We start from the raw sequence: 18,784 nt of genomic DNA, 5'->3' as shown, positions 1-18,784 counted from the left end.
TGGGCCCTGGGAGGATGGATCCGTGACAGGAAGCGCAGATTCCCCCGGAACCCTCGTGTTGGCAGGCACTCCCATCGGCGATGTCGCCGACGCGCCGCCGCGCCTCGCCGCCGAGCTGGCGTCGGCGGACGTCGTCGCCGCCGAGGACACGCGGCGCCTTCGCCGGCTCACCCAGGCGCTCGGGGTGCAGGTCGGCGGCCGTGTCGTCTCGTACTTCGAGGGCAACGAGAGCGCGCGGACCCCCGAGCTCGTCGAGGCCCTCGTGGGCGGCGCCCGCGTGCTCCTGGTGACGGACGCGGGCATGCCCTCCGTCTCCGACCCCGGCTACCGCCTGGTCGCCGCCGCCGTGGAGCGGGACATCAGGGTGACCGCCGTGCCGGGCCCCTCCGCCGTGCTCACCGCGCTCGCCCTGTCCGGCCTGCCGGTGGACCGCTTCTGCTTCGAGGGCTTCCTGCCCCGCAAGGCCGGCGAGCGGCTCTCGCGGCTGAAGGAGGTCGCCGGGGACCGCAGGACGCTCGTCTACTTCGAGGCCCCGCACCGCATCGCCGACACGCTCGCCGCGATGGCCGAGGCGTTCGGCGACGAGCGGCGCGCCGCGGTCTGCCGCGAGCTGACCAAGACGTACGAGGAGGTCAGGCGCGGTCCGCTGAAGGACCTCGCCGCGTGGGCGGCGGACGGCGTGCGCGGCGAGATCACCGTCGTCGTGGAGGGCGCCCCCGAGAAGGACGCCGGCGAGATCGGGCCCGACGAGCTGGTGCGCAGGGTGCGCGTGCGCGAGGAGGCGGGGGAGCGGCGCAAGGAGGCGATCGCCGCGGTCGCCGCCGAGGCGGGCCTGCCCAAGCGGGAGGTCTTCGATGCCGTCGTGGCGGCAAAGAACGCGGATCGGGGCGGCCCATCGAAGGGCAAAGGACTATCGTGAAAAGCAAAGCGCGAACCGCGCACCAGGCCCTTTTCCTAAGGAAAGGCCAAATCGGCTCCAACGCTCGACAGGTCTGATGCGCTCGCCGCCCCAAAGGCGTCCACTGGTCAGGGGACGACGGCGCTTGCCCTGTGGACAAGTGCCCGTCCCTCGGACAAGAGGAGCAGCGGCATGAGTGAGATCGCAGACACCGGTCACCCCCGCACGGCACTGAATGTCGGTCACGAGTCGTACGCCTTCGCCTGCATGCGCTGCGGGCACGGCTGGGAGCAGTCGTACGAGATAGAGCACCACGTGGACGCCGCCGGCCAGGAATTCGTGATGTACCGGGCGGACGGCCTGCACGTGCCGTCGCCCCTGTCCCGCCCGACCTGCCTGAACTGCGGCGGCCACGTCGTGCGCATCATGCGGGCCGGCCAGGTGTCCTCCATCCTGGACACGATGCGGCGCCGGCACGAGGGCGGCCGCGTCGGCAAGCCCGCCGGGCCCGTGGAGCCGGTCGCCGAACCGGCCGAGGGGGAGCACCACTGGCACCTGTCCGACCTGCTGCACCCCTTCCAGCACCGCAAGGGCCGCTAGGCCGACAGGCCGACGGGGCGGCTTCGTAGGATCGGGGCATGCCTTCGAAGAACGCCGACGCGCCGCCGCCCCTGCCCGAACCGCTGCGGGTGGCGGTCGCCGACTCCCACACCCACCTCGACATGCAGACGGGCACGGTGGCGGAAGCCCTCGCCAAGGCCGCGTCGGTGGGCGTCACCACGCTCGTCCAGGTCGGCTGCGACGTGCGGGGGTCCCAGTGGGCGGCCCGTACCGCGGCCGAGCACGAGCGGGTGCACGCCACCGTCGCCCTGCACCCGAACGAAGCGCCCCGCATCGTCCTCGGCGACCCCGACGGCTGGTCCCGGCAGGGGGAGCGCGCGGCGGGCGGTGACGGCGCGCTGGACGAGGCGCTCGCCGAGATCGACCGGCTCGCCGCGCTGGAGCACGTCAAGGGGGTCGGCGAGACCGGCCTGGACCGCTTCCGCACCGGGCCCGAGGGCATGGCCGCCCAGGAGCGGTCCTTCCGCGCCCACATCGAGATCGCCAAGCGGCACGGCAAGGCCCTCGTCATCCACGACCGCGAGGCCCACGAGGACGTGCTGCGCGTCCTGAAGGAGGAGGGCGCCCCCGAGCGCACCGTCTTCCACTGCTACTCCGGTGACGCGGCGATGGCCCGGATCTGCGCGGAGAACGGCTACTTCATGTCGTTCGCCGGCAACGTCACCTTCAAGAACGCGCAGGGGCTGCGGGACGCCCTGGCCGTCGCGCCGCTCGACCTCGTCCTCGTGGAGACGGACGCGCCGTTCCTGACGCCCGCCCCCTATCGCGGACGGCCCAACGCGCCCTATCTCATTCCGGTCACGGTGCGCGCCATGGCCGAGGTCCGCGGCATCGGCGAGGACGCCCTGGCCGAGGCACTCGCCGCGAACACCGCGCGCGCCTTCGACTACTGACCGACAAAGTCGCGACACAGGGTAGCCGTCCCGCTTTGGAGAGTGACGGCCGCTCCGCTAGGTTCTGACCGCCCGGTCCGGACCTCTGGAGCGTCATCGTGAGCACATCGCAGTTCGGGACGTACGAGACGTACGAAGCGCCCCATGACCCTTCGTACGAGCCGACCGTGCCGGACGGCCGGGCCCACGTCCCCGACGGCGCGGGGAGCGGCGACCTCCCGCTACAGGCCACGGTCGTCTCCGTCGGCGGCCGGGCCGAGGCGCGCCGCGCCGCCCGCCGCCGCAAGGCGCCCCGGGCCTCCGACGGCCCCCAGGGCCCCGAGCGCCGCCAGGTCTCCGAGCGGGGCGAGGCGCTGCGGCGCCTGGTGCCGCAGGCGCTCGTCGTGGCGTTCCTCGCGGGCGGCACCTCCGCGTTCGTCGCCGACGACAAGGCCGTGCGGCTCAGCGTCGACGGCGAGCCGCGCACCCTGCACACCTTCGCCGACGACGTCGGTGAGCTCCTCGCCGACGAAGGCGTCGCCGTCGGCGCCCACGACCTCGTCGCACCCGCCGTGGACACCGCCCTGACCAGCGGCGACGAGATCGCCGTACGCTACGGCAGACCCGTCAGACTCCTCCTCGACGGCGAGCGCCGCGAGGTGTGGACCACGGCCCGCACCGTCGAGGGAGCCCTGCGCCAGCTCGGCGTCCGCGCGCAGGGCGCGCACCTGTCGGCCTCGCGGAGCCGGCGCATCGGCCGCGCCGGACTCGACCTCGCCGTCCGCACGGAACGCACCGTCACGATCATGGCGGACGGGCGGGAGCGGACCATCCGTACGAACGCGGCCACCGTGCGGGACGCCGTCGCGGAGGCCGGGATCACGCTGCGCGGGCAGGACACCACCTCGGTGGCGCCCGGCAGCTTCCCGCGCGACGGGATGACCGTCACCGTCATGCGGATCAGGGGGTCCAAGGAGGTGCGCGAGGAGGTGATCCCCTTCGCCGTGGAGAGGACGCGGGACGCGACGCTCTTCCGGGGCACGGAGGTCGTCGCCCGGGCGGGCCGGACCGGCGCCCGGCGCGTCACCTACGCGCTGCGCTCCGTCAACGGCGTCAAGCAGCGACCGCGCCGGATCAGCTCCGAGGTGGTGCGCGAACCCCTGAACCGGATCGTGCGGGTCGGCACCAAGCCGCGGCCGTCCTCCGTCGCCGGGGCGGACCACCTCGACTGGGACGCCCTCGCGCGCTGCGAGTCGGGCGGGCGTCCGGGGGCGGTCGACCCCTCGGGGACCTACGGCGGGCTCTACCAGTTCGACACCAGGACCTGGCAGGCCCTCGGCGGCTCGGGCCGCCCCCAGAACGCCCCCGCCGCGGAACAGACCTTCCGCGCGAAGAAGCTCTACATCCAGCGGGGCGCGAGCCCCTGGCCCCACTGCGGCCGCCGCCTGCACGGCTGAGGCCCTTCGTCGCTTCCGGACGCGGGACAGGGCGCCGCGGGAGGCCCGGAGGCCGGGCCCCGTAACCTGGTGCGGTGAGCACTGAGCACGGCACCCTCCTCGGCCCCGCCGACATCCGCGAACTGGCCGCCGCCCTGGGCGTACGCCCCACCAAGCAGCGCGGCCAGAACTTCGTCATCGACGCCAACACCGTCCGGCGCATCGTCCGCACCGCGGAGGTCGGCCCGGACGACGTCGTCGTCGAGGTCGGCCCGGGCCTCGGATCGCTGACCCTGGCGCTCCTGGAGAGCGCGGCCCACGTCACCGCGGTCGAGATCGACGACGTGCTCGCCGGGGCCCTGCCCGCGACCATCGGGGCCCGCCTCCCGCACAAGGCCGACTCCTTCGCGCTGGTGCACAGCGACGCGATGCTGGTGCGCGAGCTGCCGGGCCCGGCGCCGACCGCGCTCGTCGCGAACCTCCCGTACAACGTCGCGGTGCCCGTCCTGCTGCACATGCTCGAATGCTTCCCGACCATTGAGCGCACGCTGGTGATGGTGCAGGCGGAGGTCGCCGACCGGCTCGCCGCCGCCCCCGGCTCGAAGGTGTACGGCGTGCCGTCCGTGAAGGCCAACTGGTACGCGGACGTCAAGCGCGCCGGGTCCATCGGGCGCAACGTCTTCTGGCCCGCCCCGAACGTCGACTCCGGCCTCGTCTCGCTGGTGCGCCGCGCCGAACCGGTGAAGACCACCGCTTCCCGGCGCGAGGTGTTCGCGGTCGTGGACGCCGCCTTCGCCCAGCGCAGGAAGACCCTGCGGGCCGCCCTGGCCGGCTGGGCCGGTTCCGCGGCCGCCGCGGAGGCCGCGCTGGTCGCCGCCGGCATCTCCCCGCAGGCCCGCGGCGAGGCCCTGACCGTCGAGGAGTTCGCCCGCGTCGCCGAGCACAAGGGGGCGGGCGCGTGAGCGCGGCGGTGACCGTGCGGGTCCCCGCGAAGGTCAACGTCCAGCTCGCGGTGGGCCCCGCCCGCCCCGACGGCTTCCACGACCTCGCCAACGTCTTCCTCGCCGTCGGCCTCTATGACGAGGTCACGGCGGCGCCCGCCGACGAGCTGCGGGTGACCTGCGAGGGCCCCGGGTCCGACCAGGTGCCCCTGGACCGCACGAACCTCGCCGCCCGCGCCGCCGAACTGCTCGCCGCCCGGCACGGCATCGCGCCCGACGTCCACCTGCACATCGCCAAGGACATCCCCGTGGCCGGTGGCATGGCGGGCGGCAGCGCGGACGGCGCCGCCGCGCTCGTGGCGTGCGACGCGCTGTGGGGCACGCACGCCACCCGCGCCGAACTGCTCGACCTGTGCGCCGAGTTGGGCAGCGACGTGCCGTTCAGCCTGGTGGGCGGGGCCGCGCTCGGCACCGGGCGGGGCGAGCGGCTCGCGCCGCTGGAGGTCGGCGGCACCTTCCACTGGGTCTTCGCCGTCGCCGACGGCGGGCTCTCCACGCCCGCCGTCTACCGCGAGTTCGACCGGCTCACCCCCGACGCGCCCGCCCCGAAGGCGTCCCCCGCGCTCCTGGACGCCCTGCGCGAGGGCGACGCCGAGGCCCTCGCCGCCACCGTCACCAACGACCTCCAGCCCGCGGCGCTCTCCCTCTTCCCCCGGCTGCGCGACACCCTCGCGGCCGGCACGGCGGCGGGCGCCCTGGCCGCGCTGGTCTCCGGTTCCGGCCCGACGACGGCGTTCCTCACGGCCGACGCCGCCGCCGCACGCACGGTGGCCGACGCGCTGACGGCCTCCGGGACCTGCCGCACGGCCCGCGTCGCCACCTCCCCGGCCCAGGGAGCCCGCACGATCTGACGGGCGCCCACCGCCCGCGTGCCCAGGTACTCACCCGCGGATCTGAGTACGGGCACCCTGATGCCGGGGGCCGCTCGCGCGCGACCGTACGTCCATGGCATCAAGCTCCATGGGAACAAGCGTGCGCGAACTGGCCGCCGGGACGCCCGCCGGGCGCGACCGGTACATCGACCTGCTGCGGGTCGCCTCGCTCGGCACGGTCGTCGCCGGGCACTGGCTGATGGCGGCCGTGACCGTCGGCGCCGACGGCCGCGCCGAGGTCGGCAACCTCCTGGCCGTCGTACCCCGGCTGCAACTGCTCACCTGGGCGCTGCAGATCATGCCGGTGTTCTTCTTCGTCGGCGGCTTCTCGCACGCGCTGTCGTACCGCTCCCTGCGCCGCAAGGCCGAGGCGTCCGGGGGCGGCTCCGTCTACTCGGCCTTCCTGCGGGCCCGGCTCCAGCGGCTGCTGCGGCCCACCATGGTCTTCATAGGCGTATGGGGCGCCCTCGCGTTGGCCCTGCAACTGGGCGGCCAAGGCGGCGGACTGCTCGACGTCGCCCTGCGCCTCGTCGCCCAGCCGCTGTGGTTCATCGGCGTCTACCTGGCGATGGTCGCCTGCACCCCGCCCCTGCTGCGGCTGCACGAGCGGTGGGGCTGGGGCGCGTTCGGCGCGCTCGTGGCGGCGGCGGGCGCGGTGGACGTGGCGCGGTTCGCGTTCGGCGTCCCCTACGTCGCGTTCCTGAACTTCGCCTTCGTCTGGCTCGCCGTGCACCAGCTCGGTTTCCTGCGCGCGGACGGCAGGCTGCGGATGCCGTACGTCCTCGCGGGCGCCGGCCTGGTGGGCGCCGCCCTGCTGGTGGCCCTCGGCCCGTATCCGCTCTCCATGGTCGGCATGCCCGGCGAGCGCGTCTCCAACATGGCACCGCCCACCTTCGCCCTGCTCTGCCACGGCCTGTGGCTGGTCGGCGCGGTCGAACTGCTGCGCGCCCCGGCGACGCGGTGGCTGACCCGGCCCCGCGTGTGGCGCGGCGTGGTGGCGGCCAACGGCGTCTCCATGACGGCGTTCCTGTGGCACCTCACGGCGATGCTCGGGGTCTACGGCCTGCTGCTCGCCCTCGACGTCCCGCTCCCGGAGCCCGCGAGCGCCGCGTGGTGGGCGCAGGTGCCGCTGCGGCTCGCGGCGGCGGCGGCCCTGACGGCGGCGCTGGTGGCGGCCTTCCGCCGCTTCGAACGCCCGGCGCCGGCGCGGCAACAGGCCCTGCCGCGAGCGGCCTCGGGCCCGACGGCGGCCCTCGGCGTCACGCTCTGCCTGTTCGGGGTGCTCGGCCTGTCGATGGTCGGCTTCGGGGGCCTGCTGGAGGGACGTACGGCGATGCTGATCGCCGTCCACGTCACGGCACCGGCGGCGGTGGCGATGGCCCTGGCGGGGTGGCTGCTGGTGGAGCGGGCGGGAGGCCCGGTCAGAGCACGTCGATGGCGGTGAGGTCGATGTCGATGTCGTAGGGCTCGCTGACCTTGATCTGGTCGCGGTGGATGCCCACGTGGACGTACGCGTTGGTCACCTGGTCGAGTTCGTAGACGTGGATGACGGGCCTACGGCCGGTCCCGCTCTGTTCGACGCGCCAGAAGTTCGGGATCCCGGCCGTGGCGTACTTCTGGGGCTTGGTCGTGCGGTCGCGGGACTCCGATTCCGGGGAGACGACCTCGACGGCCAAGAGCACGTCCCGCACCGGGAAGCGGCTCAGACGGTCATCGGTGATGGCGCAGGCACGGACCACGATGAGGTCGGGTTCAGGGGCGTTGTGCTGGTCGATCACTACGTTCATCTCGCGTACGACCTTCAACTCCGTCGGCAGGGTCTGCTCGAGACCGCGCTCCAGGAGCTTGATCGACAAGAGATGGAGGTAGCTCTGCGGACTCACGAAGATCAGGCTCCCGTCGATGAGCTCAGTGTGCGGCGGGAGATCGGGCAGCGTGAACAGGTCGTCCACGGAGTAGCCGGTCGGCGGCGGCACCGGCCAGCGCCCGCGCTGCTCAACGGACTCGGCGGTCATGGTTCCTCCCATGGACGGGATTCTTCGGCCTGCCCTCCCACCGTAGCCGCCGCATTCCGCATCCGTCATCACAAAGAGTGAGCGAGTCGGTACCCGTATGTGCCCGGCGGTCCGACCTCAGGAGGCGACTACGCTGGAGAGTCGATCGATCCCCCCTGTCAGGAGAGAAATGGCCGTCAATCTGGTCAATGTCGAGGCAGTCAGCAAGGTGTACGGCACCCGTGCCCTGCTCGACGGCGTCTCACTCGGCGTGTCCGAGGGGGACCGGATCGGCGTCGTCGGGCGCAACGGCGACGGGAAGACCACCCTGATCCGGATGCTCGCCAAGCTGGAGGACGCCGACACCGGCCGCGTCACGCACAACGGCGGGCTGCGGCTCGGCGTGCTGACCCAGCACGACTCGCTGGACCCGGCCGCCACCGTCCGGCACGAGGTCATCGGCGATCTCGCCGACCACGAGTGGGCGGGCAGCGCCAAGATCAGGGACGTGCTGACCGGCCTGTTCGGCGGGCTCGACCTGGCCGGCTTCCCGCAGGGCCTGGACACCGTCATCGGCCCGCTCTCCGGCGGCGAGCGGCGCCGCATCGCGCTGGCCAAGCTGCTCATCGCCGAGCAGGACCTGATCGTCCTCGACGAGCCGACCAACCACCTCGACGTGGAGGGCATCTCGTGGCTGGCCGAGCACCTGCGCACCCGCCGCTCGGCGCTGGTCTGCGTCACGCACGACCGGTGGTTCCTGGACCAGGTGTGCACCCGCATGTGGGACGTGCAGAAGGGCTCCGTCTTCGAGTACGAGGGCGGCTACTCCGACTACGTCTTCGCCCGCGCGGAGCGTGAGCGCATCGCCGCCACCGAGGAGAGCAAGCGGCAGAACCTGATGCGCAAGGAGCTGGCCTGGCTGCGCCGCGGCGCCCCGGCCCGCACCAGCAAGCCCAAGTTCCGCATCGAGGCCGCCAATGAACTGATCGCGGACGTACCGCCGCCGCGCGACACCAGCGAGCTGATGAAGTTCGCGACGACGCGGCTCGGCAAGACCGTCTTCGACCTGGAGGACGTCTCCGTCCAGGCCGGACCGAAGCTGCTGCTCAAGCACCTGACCTGGCAGCTCGGCCCCGGCGACCGCATCGGCCTGGTCGGGGTGAACGGCGCGGGCAAGACCTCCCTGCTGCGGGCCATGGCCGACGCCGCCCGCAGCCAGGGCGACGTCCAGCCCGTGGCCGGGAAGATCGTCGTGGGCAGGACGGTGAAGCTGGCCTACCTCTCGCAGGAGGTCGCCGAGCTGAAGCCGACCCTGCGGGTCCTCGAAGCGGTGCAGCAGGTGCGCGAGCGCGTCGACCTCGGCAAGGGCCGGGAGATGACCGCCGGGCAGCTCTGCGAGACGTTCGGGTTCAACAAGGAGAAGCAGTGGACGCCGGTCGGCGACCTCTCCGGCGGCGAGCGGCGCAGGCTGCAACTGCTGCGGCTGCTGATGGACGAGCCGAACGTCCTCTTCCTGGACGAGCCGACCAACGACCTCGACATCGAGACGCTGACGCAGCTCGAGGACGTGCTCGACGGATGGCCGGGCTCCATGGTCGTCATCTCCCACGACCGGTTCTTCGTGGAGCGGACGACGGACAAGGTGTTCGCGCTCCTCGGCGACGCGAGCATGCGGATGCTGCCGCGCGGCATCGAGGAGTACCTGGAGCGGCGCCGGCGGATGACCGAGGCCGCCCCCGCCCCGGTGCCGGCGCCCGCCTCCGCGCAGAGCGCGCCGAAGGGTGTCTCCGCCGCCGACGCCCGCGCGGCGAAGAAGGAACTGCAGAAGATCGAGCGGCAGCTGGACAAGCTCTCCGAGAAGGAGACCAAGCTGCACACGCAAATCGCCGATAACGCCACGGACTTCGAGAAGGTGGCCAAATTGGACGGCGAACTGCGCGAACTCGCGGGCGAGCGCGAGGCGTTGGAGATGCGCTGGTTGGAGCTGGCGGAGGATGCGTAGAGCTTCCGTGCGGCTCGCGTAACGGACGCATCACGGGCCGGTCCTCCCTTGGGAACAGGGGCTGGACCGGCCCCGTCTCGAACGGGTTCAGGGTGATAGAAAGGCTGACCTGAGCACCATTTGGCGTGCCGAAAATCAGTGAAGGGGGAAGCGCTGATGACTCAGCCGCCCAACCAGCCGCCGCACGGCGGTTTCGGAGCTCCGCAGGATCCGCCACCGGGGCAGCCGCCCGCGCAGCCGGGGTACGGCTATCCGCAGACCCCGCCGCCCGCGGCCGACAACCCGTACGCGCAGCCGACCCAGCCCGCCGGGCCCGGCCCGTACAGCCCGCCGCCGCAGCCCGGCCCCTACGGCCAGCCGCAGCAGCCCGGCCCCTACGGCGCCCCGCCCTCGTACGGCTACCCCCAGCAGCCGCCCACGCAGCCGCAGTTCCCGGCCGGACCGGGCGGCCCCGGGCCCGGCCCCGGCGGCGGCAACGGCAAGCGCAACAAGCTCCTGGTGATCGCCGCCGCGGCCGTGGCCGCGCTGCTCGTCGCCGGCGGTGTCACCTGGGCCGTCGTCGGCGGTGACGACGACGGCGGGAAGAAGAAGTCCGAGGCGAAGAACAAGGACCCGAAGCCGACCACCTCCGCGCCCGTCAACCCCGGTACCGGCGACGGCGACGGCGACGAGGGCAAGGAAGACCTCAACGAAGGCCGCAAGCCGGGCGAGGCGAAGGTCCTCTGGTACAAGGAGGCGCCCAAGGTGCCCGGCTCCGGAGCCGACGGCCCGGGCATGTGGATCCAGGGCGACACCGCGGTCAAGGCCGCCTACAAGCAGCTCTTCGCCTACGACGCGCAGACCGGCAAAACGGCGTGGCCGGCCATCGAGTTCCCGCAGAAGATCTGCGCGGCGACCCGGGCGGCCACCGACGACGGCAAGATCGTCATCGCCTACAAGGACAGCGCCAAGAGCAACGCCAAGTGCAACCAGCTCCAGGTCATCGACCTGAAGACCGGGGACAAGGGCTGGGGCAGGTCGGTCAAGGAGGAGGGCCTGTTCGACTTCTCCATGCAGAGCAACCTCGTCCTCGTCGGCGACGTGCTGATGGTCGGCCGCGACCAGTCCGGCACGGCCCTGCGCATGAGCGACGGCAAGAAGCTCTACGTCGTGGACAAGAAGGAAGAGGGCACCTGCTTCCCCAGCGGGTTCACCGGCGGGGACGGCAAGATCTTCACGGCGCTGTCCTGCGGCGCGAGCACCCCCCAGGAGCACGACGAGCTCCAGCAGCTCGACCCGAAGACCGGCAAGGCCCTGTGGACCAAGAAGTTCCCCAAGGGCTGGCGCGTCCGCAAGCTCTACGGGACGAGCCCGACGATCGTCTACCTCCGCAACGAGGAGAAGAAGAAGTGGAACATCTCGGTGCTGAAGGAGAACAGCTCCGAGACGCGTTCCGAGGTCGACGTGGCCGACAACTTCGCGCCCGACTGCGGCACTTCGATCCTCGACCGTGAACTGGGCGGCTGCCTGGGCGTGGCGAACGACGACAAGAACCTCTATCTGCCGACCGACGACAAGGGCGCCAACGAGATCGTCGCCGTCAGCCTGGCCACCGGCAAGGAGGCCTGGCGCGTCAAGTCGCCGCTGGACGACCGGATGTACCCGCTGAAGCTGTCGGACGGCGAGCTGATCGCCTACGTCGAGCCGTCGTACAGCGCCGGCGGCCGGGTCGTCTCCATCGCCACCTCGGGCTCGCACAAGCCGAGCACCCTGCTGCGGCATCCGCAGGGCACCGCGCAGATCGAGAGCGGCTTCTACTCGAAGGACGTCGACTACGTGGACGGGCGGTTCTACATCTCCACCACCAGTCTCACGGGCAGCATCTCGGGCCCGGCGAAGCTGATGCTCGCCTACGGCAAGTGAGCGCGTCCCCAGCCCGGTTCACCCTCTCCTCCCTCCGCGTCCCCAAGGAATACACCACGTCATGACCCAGCCGCCCCAGCCCCCGCAGCAGCCGCCGAACGAGCCCCCGCAGGGCGGCTTCGGCCCGCCCCAGGAACCGCCGGCCGGTGGTTTCGGAGCCCCGCAGGACCCTCCGCCCGTCGGCTTCGGCAAGGCCCCGGAGCCCTCGTACGGCTACCCGCAGCAGCCGCCGGCCCCCCAGACGCCGCCGCCCGCCGCGCCCCCGGCGCCCGCCGGACCGCCGCCGCAGGCACCCCCGGCCGGCGGGCCCACCTACGGCTACCCGCAAGCGCCTCAGGCACCGCAGCCGCCTCAGGCGCCGCAGGGTTACGGCTACCCGACCCAGCCCGCCCAGCCGCAGTACCAGCAGGCCGCGTACCAGCAGTACCAGCAGGGCTACCAGCAGCCGCCCACCATGCCGATGCAGCCGCAGCCCGGCGGCTCCGGTCCCGGCGGCGGCAAGAAGTTCAGCGGGCAGATGGCGATCATCGTCGCGGCGGTCGTCGCGATCGCGCTGATCGTCGGCGGCGGCGTGCTGTACGCCGCGGGCAAGGACGACGACTCCAAGAACACCGCGCAGGAGTCCGACGGCAAGGGCGGCAAGAAGGGCAAGGGCGGCAAGGGCGGCACCGACGTCCCGCAGGGCGGCCCGGCCAAGGAGAAGGCCCCGGCCGATCCCACCGCCAAGGTCGCCCTGCAGCTGCCCCAGCCGGAGGTCCCCAAGGACCAGATCTGGCAGGCCCCCGGCTCGCTGCTGACCGACGACACCTACGTCAAGGCGGGCGTCAACGAGCTGAACGGCTACGACCCGGACACCGGCAAGGAGAAGTGGTCGATCCCGCTCTCCGGCCAGACCTGCGCCATGTCGAAGGAGATGACCGAGGACGGCATCGCCGCGGTCGTCACCGAGGAGGCCAAGCGGAACAAGAAGGGTGACTACCAGAGCTGCACCAACGTCTCCGCGGTCGACCTGAAGTCCGGCAAGAAGCTCTGGACGGAGACCGTCGAGACCAGCGGCATGAAGGCGACCTTCAAGGAGGTCACCATCTCCGGCACCACGATCGCCGCCGGCGCGGGCACCAGCAACGGCGGCGCCGCCTGGGACGTGAGCGGCAAGTCCCTGTGGAAGCCGAAGGTCGGCAAGTGCGAGGACGTCGGCTACGCCGGCGGCGACCAGCTGGTCGCGGTCCGCAAGTGCGGCACGTACGGCGACGAGAAGCTGAAGATCCAGCTCCTGGACGCGAAGACCGGCAACGCCAAGTGGACGTACCCGCTGGCCGACGGCATCGACAACGCCAAGATCATCTCGACGAACCCGGTCGTCTTCGGCCAGGACACCACCGAGATCACGGCGAGCGGTGCCACCGACGTCTTCTCCCTCGGCGGCAACGGCAAGCTGCGGGCGAAGATCTCGCTGGAGGAGGGCAAGTACGATCACGACTGCGGCGTCAACGTGGTCAACGACTGCACGTCGATCACCGTCGGCAACGACCGGCTGTACGTCCCGACCCGCCAGCACGACGGCAGCGGCGAGAGCTACAACCGCACCAACGAGATCGTCTCCTTCTCGCTGGCCACCGGGAAGCCCACCAGTGACCGCGCCGTCGCCGGCGACAACGGCGAGATCTTCCCGATCCGCATGGACGGCGGCAACGTCCTCGCGTACAAGGCACACGGCTACCAGAAGGGCGCCCAGGTCGTCTCGCTCGACGGCAAGACCATGAAGGAGACCAAGCTCCTGGAGACCCCCTCCTCCGAGGCGGTCACCGACGCGATCAGCGGCATGGTGCCCAAGTCGAACGAACTGCTGTACGCCGAAGGCCGCCTGTTCATCGGCAAGAAGCTGCTGAGCAGGCCCTACACCAAGGGCGAGAAGCAGTACGTCGCGCTCGGCTTCGTCGCCAAGTAGCCCCCGCCGCACCCGCGCGACCGCACGGCGGCCGTCTCCTCGACGCACGAGGGGGCGGTCGCCGTCGTCGTCGCGCCGCCCCGTACTCCCCCTCGCCCCCCAAGGGCACGGCTTTCGGCATTCCGGGCCGCATCTGGCGGGTAGGGGGCGCGCAACGTCGAACAAGCGTGTAGCTTCCGGGGCATGAAAGGCCGGGGGGCCTGCGGGAACTGGGGGGTTTCTATGGGTGTGCGGCTCATGGTGGTCGACGATCACCGGCTGCTCGCCGAGGCGCTCGCCTCGGCGCTGAAATTGCGCGGGCACCGGGTGCTCGCCGCCGCCGCGCCCCCGGCGGGCGCGGCCGAGCTGGTCATCAGCAGGGCGCCGGAGGTCTGTCTCCTCGGCACGGCCACGCCCGCGGAGCCGGGCATGTTCGATCCCGTGGTCAAGATCAAGCGGGAGCGCCCGCAGGTGGCGGTCCTGGTGCTCGGACCGGTGCCCAGTCCGCGCGGGATTGCGGCCGCCTTCGCCGCCGGCGCCTCCGGCTACGTACGCCACGACGAGCGCATCGAAGGAGTGGAGCGCGCCATCATGAAGGCGCGCGCCGGGGAGGCCGCCGTCGCGCCGCCGCTGCTGCAAGGGGCCTTCGGCGAGCTGCTGAACCCGGCCGCGCAGCCCGACGACGAGGGGCAGCGCCTGCTGCAGATGCTTACGCCCCGCGAGGTCGAGGTCCTGGTGCGGGTGGCGGACGGCGAGGACACCCGGCTGATCGCGGCCGGGATGGGCATAGCGCCGAGCACGGCGCGCACCCATGTGCAGCGGGTGCTGATGAAGCTGGGGGTCGGCTCGCGTCTGGAGGCCGCCGCGCTCGCGGCGCGCACGGGCCTGCTGGACCGCGCCGAGCGCCCCGCCTCGGCGCACACGGAGAGCGCCGAGAGCACGGACACGCGGCTGGGGCCCGGGCCACCGCGGTGAACCCGGGCCCCTCGGGCGGCGGTTACGCGTCGTCGGCCGGTGTCCCGGCGGGCGCCGCCAGGGGGCGCAGCCACAGCCAGCCGAGGAAGAAGAGCCCGAGGGCGAGCATGCCGAGGCCCGTCCACAGGTTGATGTTGATGTGCTCGGCCTTCTCCAGGTCGGCGTCGGACGCGGTGATCCCGGCGATCGTCACGATGATCCCGTAGACGACGAACAGGCCGCCGATGATGCGCCGGATGTCGAAGAGGCGGGCGGCTGTCGCGGACTTGCGCTCGAGGTCGGAGACTTCGTTGTGCAGCTCTGACATGGTGTGTGGTCCTTAGAGCGAGTACGGCAGGTAGCAGGCGGCGGCGAGGACGACGGCGCCCCAGCCGAGCAGCGCCGGCTTGCGGTACCAGGCGTCGTCACCGGCCTCGGCACCCTCGTCCTCCAGGCCCGGGGAGGCCGTTCCGTAGACCAGACCGGCCAGTTCGGCCTCCGGCCTGGGCGCGGTGAACAGGGTGACGACGACCATGACGAGCGCACCGGCGACGAAGCCGACGATGGCCGAGACGAAGTTGGCGCCCTGGTCGGTCGGGATGTCGACGACGCCCTGCTTGTAGATCCAGAAGTAGTTGACCATCGCGGCGGTGGTGCCCGCGACCAGCCCCCACACGCCGGACTTCATCGAGGCCCGCTTCCAGAACATGCCGATGATGAAGACGACGAACATCGGGACGTTGAAGAAGGAGAAGAGGGTCTGGAGGTAGCCCATGATGTTGGAGAACGAGGAGGCGATGAACGCCGTGCCGATCGAGGCGAGCACCCCGATGGCCGTGATGAGCCGGCCGAACTTCAGGTAGTAGCCGTCCTCGCGGCCCTTGATCACGTACTTCGCCCAGATGTCGTAGGTGAAGACGGTGTTGAAGGAGGAGACGTTCGCCGCCATGCCCGCCATGAACGCGGCGAGCAGACCGGTGACCGCGATGCCGAGGACGCCGTTGGGCAGCAGTTCCTGCATCAGGTACGGGATCGCGTCGTTGTACGTCAGGTCGGAGCCCGGCGTGCCGATCTTCGGGACGAGGACGGCGGCGATCAGGCCCGGGATCATCACCAGGAAGACGATGAAGATCTTCGGGAAGGCGGCGATCAGCGGGGTGCGCTGGGCGGCGGAGAGGTTCTTCGCGGACAGGGCGCGCTGCACCTCGGCGAAGTTGGTCGTCCAGTAGCCGAAGGAGAGCACGAAGCCGAGGCCGAGGATGATGGTCAGCCAGTTGGCGCCGAGCGGGTTGGCGTCGCCGATGCCGGTGCCGCCCCAGGCGGTGAGGAAGTCGCCGCCGTGCTGCTTCTCGATGGAGCCGCTCAGGCCGTCCCAGCCGCCGACCTTCTTCAGGCCGATGACGCAGATCGGGATGAGCGCGGCGAGGATCACGAAGAACTGGAGCACCTCGTTGTAGATCGCCGAGGAGAGGCCGCCGATGGTGATGTACGCGAGCACGAACAGGCCGGCGACGACGATCGCCACCCACTGCGGCCAGCCCAGCAGCGCCTCGACCACGATCGACAGGGCGTAGAGGTTGACGCCCGCGATGAGTATCGCCGCGAAGGCGAAGAGCGCCGAGCTGAGCAGGTGCGCCGACCTGTCGAAGCGCTGGAGCAGGAACTCCGGGACGGAGCGGACCTTGCTGCGGTAGTAGAACGGCATCATGACCAGGCCGAGGAAGACCATGGCCGGGATGGCGCCGATCCAGTACCAGTGGACGACGGCGACGCCGTACTGGGCGCCGGTGGCGGCCATGCCGAGGATCTCGGTGGCGCCGAGGTTCGCGGCGACGAAGGCGAGACCGGTGACCCAGGCGGGCAGGGAGCGGCCCGAGAGGAAGAAGTCGAGGCTGGTCTTCACGGAGCGCCGGGCGGCGAAGCCGATGCCGAGGACCACGGCGAAGTAGATCGCGAGGATCGCGTAGTCGAGGCCGTTGGTGGGCAGCCGAAGTCCCTCGGCCAGGGTTTGTGTGGGGGACTGCATGGGTGAACTCGCTTCGTTGCGCGAACGGATCAGACGGAACCTACGCCCCTTGCCTCGATAACTGAACAGTTCTGTTGGTGTTCTTTGTTTGATTGTGATCGACAGCGCTTTCGGTGCCGCACGGGAGCACGGGGTGGGCACAGGGGGTGACCGGCGTTGACGTAGCTGTTGCCTTGTGGTTTGTTATGTTCGGTTCTGTTGGGTAGGTGGTGGTGAGGAGCCCCGGACGTGAAGAAGACCTCGACCCGTCTCGCCGACGGTCGTGAGCTCATCTACTACGACGTGCGCGACGACACGGTCCGCGAGGCCGTCGACCGGCGCCCGCTCGGGCCCGTCTCCACCACGTCGGAGGTCCGCGCGGACCGCCTGCTGGGCGACGCGGTGGCCATCGCCTCCCACCGTCAGGGCCGCACCTACCACCCGCCGGCCGACGAGTGCCCCCTGTGCCCCAGCGCCGGGGACCGGCTCAGCGAGATCCCCGACTCCTCCTACGACGTGGCGGTCTTCGAGAACCGCTTCCCCTCGCTCGCGGGCGACGCGGGCCGCTGCGAGGTGGTCTGCTTCACCTCCGACCACGACGCGTCCTTCGCCGACCTCACGCCCGAGCAGGCCGCCCTCGTCCTGGAGGCCTGGGTCGACCGGACCGCCGAACTGTCCCGGCTGCCCTCCGTGGCGCAGGTGTTCTGCTTCGAGAACCGCGGCGCCGAGATCGGCGTGACCCTCGGCCACCCGCACGGCCAGATCTACGCCTATCCGTTCGTCACGCCCCGCACCGACCTGATGCTGCGCTCGCTCGCCGCCTTCAAGGAGGCGTCCGGCGGCCGCAACCTCTTCGACGACATCCTCGCCGAGGAGAGCGCGGGCGAGCGGGTCGTCCTGGCGGGCGAGCACTGGGTGGCGTTCGTGCCGTACGCCGCGCACTGGCCCTACGAGGTGCACCTCTACCCCAGGCGCCGGGTGCCCGACCTGCTCGCGCTCGGCGAGGAGGCGCGCGCGGAGTTCCCGCGGATCTATCTGGAGCTGCTGCGCCGCTTCGACCGGATCTTCGAGGGTCCGGGCGGCGGGGGCGGGAGAGAAGGCGAGGGGCAGCCGCCCACCCCGTACATCTCGGCCTGGCACCAGGCGCCCTTCACCGGCCTGGCGGGACATGACGGCATCAACCGGGACGACTTCGCCCTCCACCTCGAACTTTTCACGATCCGCCGCACTTCGGGCAAGCTGAAGTTCCTCGCGGGTTCCGAATCCGGCATGAGCGTGTTCATCAACGACGTGCCGCCGGAAACCGCGGCCGAGCGACTGCGAGAGGTAGCGACTTCATGAGCGGTAAGTACCTGGTCACCGGCGGAGCGGGCTATGTCGGAAGCGTGGTGGCCCAGCACCTGGTCGAGGCCGGCCACGAGGTGAGCGTCCTCGACAACCTCTCGACGGGCTTCCGCGAGGGCGTCCCCGCGGGCGCCGCCTTCATCGAGGGCGACATCCGCGACGCCGCCAAATGGCTGGACCCCTCCTTCGACGCCGTCCTGCACTTCGCCGCCTTCTCGCAGGTCGGCGAGTCCGTCGCCAAGCCCGAGAAGTACTGGGACAACAACGTCGGCGGCACCATGGCCCTGCTCGCCGCCATGCGCGACGCGGACGTGCGCAGGCTCGTCTTCTCCTCCACCGCCGCGACCTACGGCGAACCGGTGAGCACCCCCATCACGGAGAGCGACCCGACCGCCCCCACCTCGCCCTACGGCGCCTCGAAGCTCGCCGTCGACCACATGATCACCGGCGAGGCCACCGCCCACGGGCTGGCCGCCGTCTCGCTGCGCTACTTCAACGTCGCGGGCGCCTACGGGCAGTACGGCGAGCGCCACGACCCCGAGTCGCACCTCATCCCGCTGGTCCTCCAGGTGGCCCAGGGCAGGCGCGAGGCGATCAGCGTCTACGGCGACGACTACCCCACCGACGACGGCACCTGCGTACGCGACTACATCCACGTCGCCGACCTCGCCGAGGCCCACCTCCTCGCCCTCGGGGCCGCCACCCCCGGCGAGCACCTGATCTGCAACCTCGGCAACGGCAACGGCTTCTCCGTGCGCCAGGTCATCGAGACCGTCCGCCAGGTCACCGGGCACCCCATCCCCGAGGTGATGGCCCCGCGCCGCGACGGCGACCCGGCGGTGCTCGTCGCCTCCGCCGCCACCGCGCGCGAGAAGCTCGGCTGGCACCCGTCCCGCCCGGACCTCGCGGGCATCGTCGCCGACGCCTGGGCGTTCGCCCGGCGAAAGGGGTAACTG

General features: G+C 71.6%; 16 protein-coding genes. 13 read left to right on the top strand and 3 right to left on the bottom strand.

Translation table 11 applies throughout. The annotated features are described in order from the left end of the window. Window positions 1-22 precede the first annotated feature (22 nt). From rsmI to ABZ385_RS18090, 7 genes are all read left to right on the top strand, one after another. Complete coding sequence (rsmI, locus tag ABZ385_RS18120; RefSeq protein WP_358579601.1) at window positions 23-919, top strand: 16S rRNA (cytidine(1402)-2'-O)-methyltransferase; 897 nt, start codon at window positions 23-25, stop codon at window positions 917-919. Window positions 920-1,090: 171 nt separating this feature from the next. Next, window positions 1,091-1,498, top strand: coding sequence for a hypothetical protein (locus tag ABZ385_RS18115; protein WP_358912139.1), 408 nt, complete (start codon window positions 1,091-1,093; stop codon window positions 1,496-1,498). Between the two features lie 38 nt (window positions 1,499-1,536). After that, window positions 1,537-2,412, top strand: coding sequence for a TatD family hydrolase (locus tag ABZ385_RS18110; RefSeq protein ID WP_358579596.1), 876 nt, complete (start codon window positions 1,537-1,539; stop codon window positions 2,410-2,412). Between the two features lie 98 nt (window positions 2,413-2,510). Next, a complete protein-coding gene (locus ABZ385_RS18105; RefSeq protein ID WP_358912137.1) occupies window positions 2,511-3,848 on the top strand; it encodes a ubiquitin-like domain-containing protein in 1,338 nt (445 codons plus the stop codon). Window positions 3,849-3,922: 74 nt separating this feature from the next. Continuing rightward, window positions 3,923-4,789: a 16S rRNA (adenine(1518)-N(6)/adenine(1519)-N(6))-dimethyltransferase RsmA gene (gene rsmA / locus ABZ385_RS18100; RefSeq protein WP_358579590.1), complete on the top strand. Its 867-nt coding sequence runs from the start codon at window positions 3,923-3,925 to the stop codon at window positions 4,787-4,789. Continuing rightward, the gene (locus ABZ385_RS18095; protein WP_358912135.1) at window positions 4,786-5,679 is read left to right on the top strand and encodes a 4-(cytidine 5'-diphospho)-2-C-methyl-D-erythritol kinase; all 894 of its coding nucleotides are present in this window, start codon (window positions 4,786-4,788) and stop codon (window positions 5,677-5,679) included. Before rsmA ends, ABZ385_RS18095 begins: the two co-directional genes overlap by 4 nt. A gap of 109 nt (window positions 5,680-5,788) precedes the next feature. Then, window positions 5,789-7,144 (top strand): acyltransferase, encoded by a 1,356-nt coding sequence (locus tag ABZ385_RS18090; protein ID WP_358912133.1) that lies wholly within the window; start codon window positions 5,789-5,791, stop codon window positions 7,142-7,144. Here the strand turns inward: ABZ385_RS18090 and ABZ385_RS18085 are convergent. Then, the gene (locus ABZ385_RS18085) at window positions 7,122-7,715 is read right to left on the bottom strand and encodes a Uma2 family endonuclease (RefSeq protein ID WP_358912131.1); all 594 of its coding nucleotides are present in this window, start codon (window positions 7,713-7,715) and stop codon (window positions 7,122-7,124) included. The two genes, ABZ385_RS18090 and ABZ385_RS18085, sit on opposite strands and share 23 nt — an antisense overlap. A gap of 169 nt (window positions 7,716-7,884) precedes the next feature. Between ABZ385_RS18085 and ABZ385_RS18080 the strand changes: the two genes are divergently transcribed. The 4 genes from ABZ385_RS18080 to ABZ385_RS18065 all read left to right on the top strand — a co-directional run bounded on the left by ABZ385_RS18080 (window position 7,885) and on the right by ABZ385_RS18065 (window position 14,500). Beyond that, window positions 7,885-9,696 (top strand): ABC-F family ATP-binding cassette domain-containing protein, encoded by a 1,812-nt coding sequence (locus ABZ385_RS18080; RefSeq protein ID WP_358579581.1) that lies wholly within the window; start codon window positions 7,885-7,887, stop codon window positions 9,694-9,696. Between the two features lie 156 nt (window positions 9,697-9,852). After that, window positions 9,853-11,598 (top strand): PQQ-binding-like beta-propeller repeat protein, encoded by a 1,746-nt coding sequence (locus ABZ385_RS18075; RefSeq protein ID WP_358912129.1) that lies wholly within the window; start codon window positions 9,853-9,855, stop codon window positions 11,596-11,598. Window positions 11,599-11,659: 61 nt separating this feature from the next. Next, on the top strand, window positions 11,660-13,546 hold the full coding sequence (locus tag ABZ385_RS18070) for a PQQ-binding-like beta-propeller repeat protein (protein WP_358579577.1): 1,887 nt from the start codon (window positions 11,660-11,662) through the stop codon (window positions 13,544-13,546). Window positions 13,547-13,768: 222 nt separating this feature from the next. Continuing rightward, complete coding sequence (locus ABZ385_RS18065; protein WP_358912127.1) at window positions 13,769-14,500, top strand: LuxR C-terminal-related transcriptional regulator; 732 nt, start codon at window positions 13,769-13,771, stop codon at window positions 14,498-14,500. A gap of 22 nt (window positions 14,501-14,522) precedes the next feature. Here the strand turns inward: ABZ385_RS18065 and ABZ385_RS18060 are convergent, their stop codons facing one another. Continuing rightward, window positions 14,523-14,807 (bottom strand): hypothetical protein, encoded by a 285-nt coding sequence (locus tag ABZ385_RS18060; protein WP_358579572.1) that lies wholly within the window; start codon window positions 14,805-14,807, stop codon window positions 14,523-14,525. A 12-nt stretch (window positions 14,808-14,819) separates the two neighbouring features. After that, entirely contained in the window at window positions 14,820-16,505 is a 1,686-nt protein-coding gene (locus ABZ385_RS18055) for a sodium:solute symporter family protein (protein WP_358579569.1), read from the bottom strand. 228 nt (window positions 16,506-16,733) lie between these two features. On the opposite strand from ABZ385_RS18055, the gene galT reads away from it, so the two are divergent. Beyond that, on the top strand, window positions 16,734-17,825 hold the full coding sequence (gene galT, locus ABZ385_RS18050) for a galactose-1-phosphate uridylyltransferase (RefSeq protein WP_358579567.1): 1,092 nt from the start codon (window positions 16,734-16,736) through the stop codon (window positions 17,823-17,825). Next, the gene (gene galE, locus ABZ385_RS18045) at window positions 17,822-18,781 is read left to right on the top strand and encodes a UDP-glucose 4-epimerase GalE (protein ID WP_358912125.1); all 960 of its coding nucleotides are present in this window, start codon (window positions 17,822-17,824) and stop codon (window positions 18,779-18,781) included. The genes galT and galE overlap by 4 nt, the downstream gene beginning before the upstream one ends. The last annotated feature ends 3 nt before the right edge of the window (window positions 18,782-18,784 follow it).

The sequence above is a fragment of the Streptomyces sp. NPDC005898 genome (genome assembly GCF_040629635.1).
GTDB lineage: Bacteria > Actinomycetota > Actinomycetes > Streptomycetales > Streptomycetaceae > Streptomyces.
This window is presented reverse-complemented; position numbering and strand designations above follow the sequence as displayed.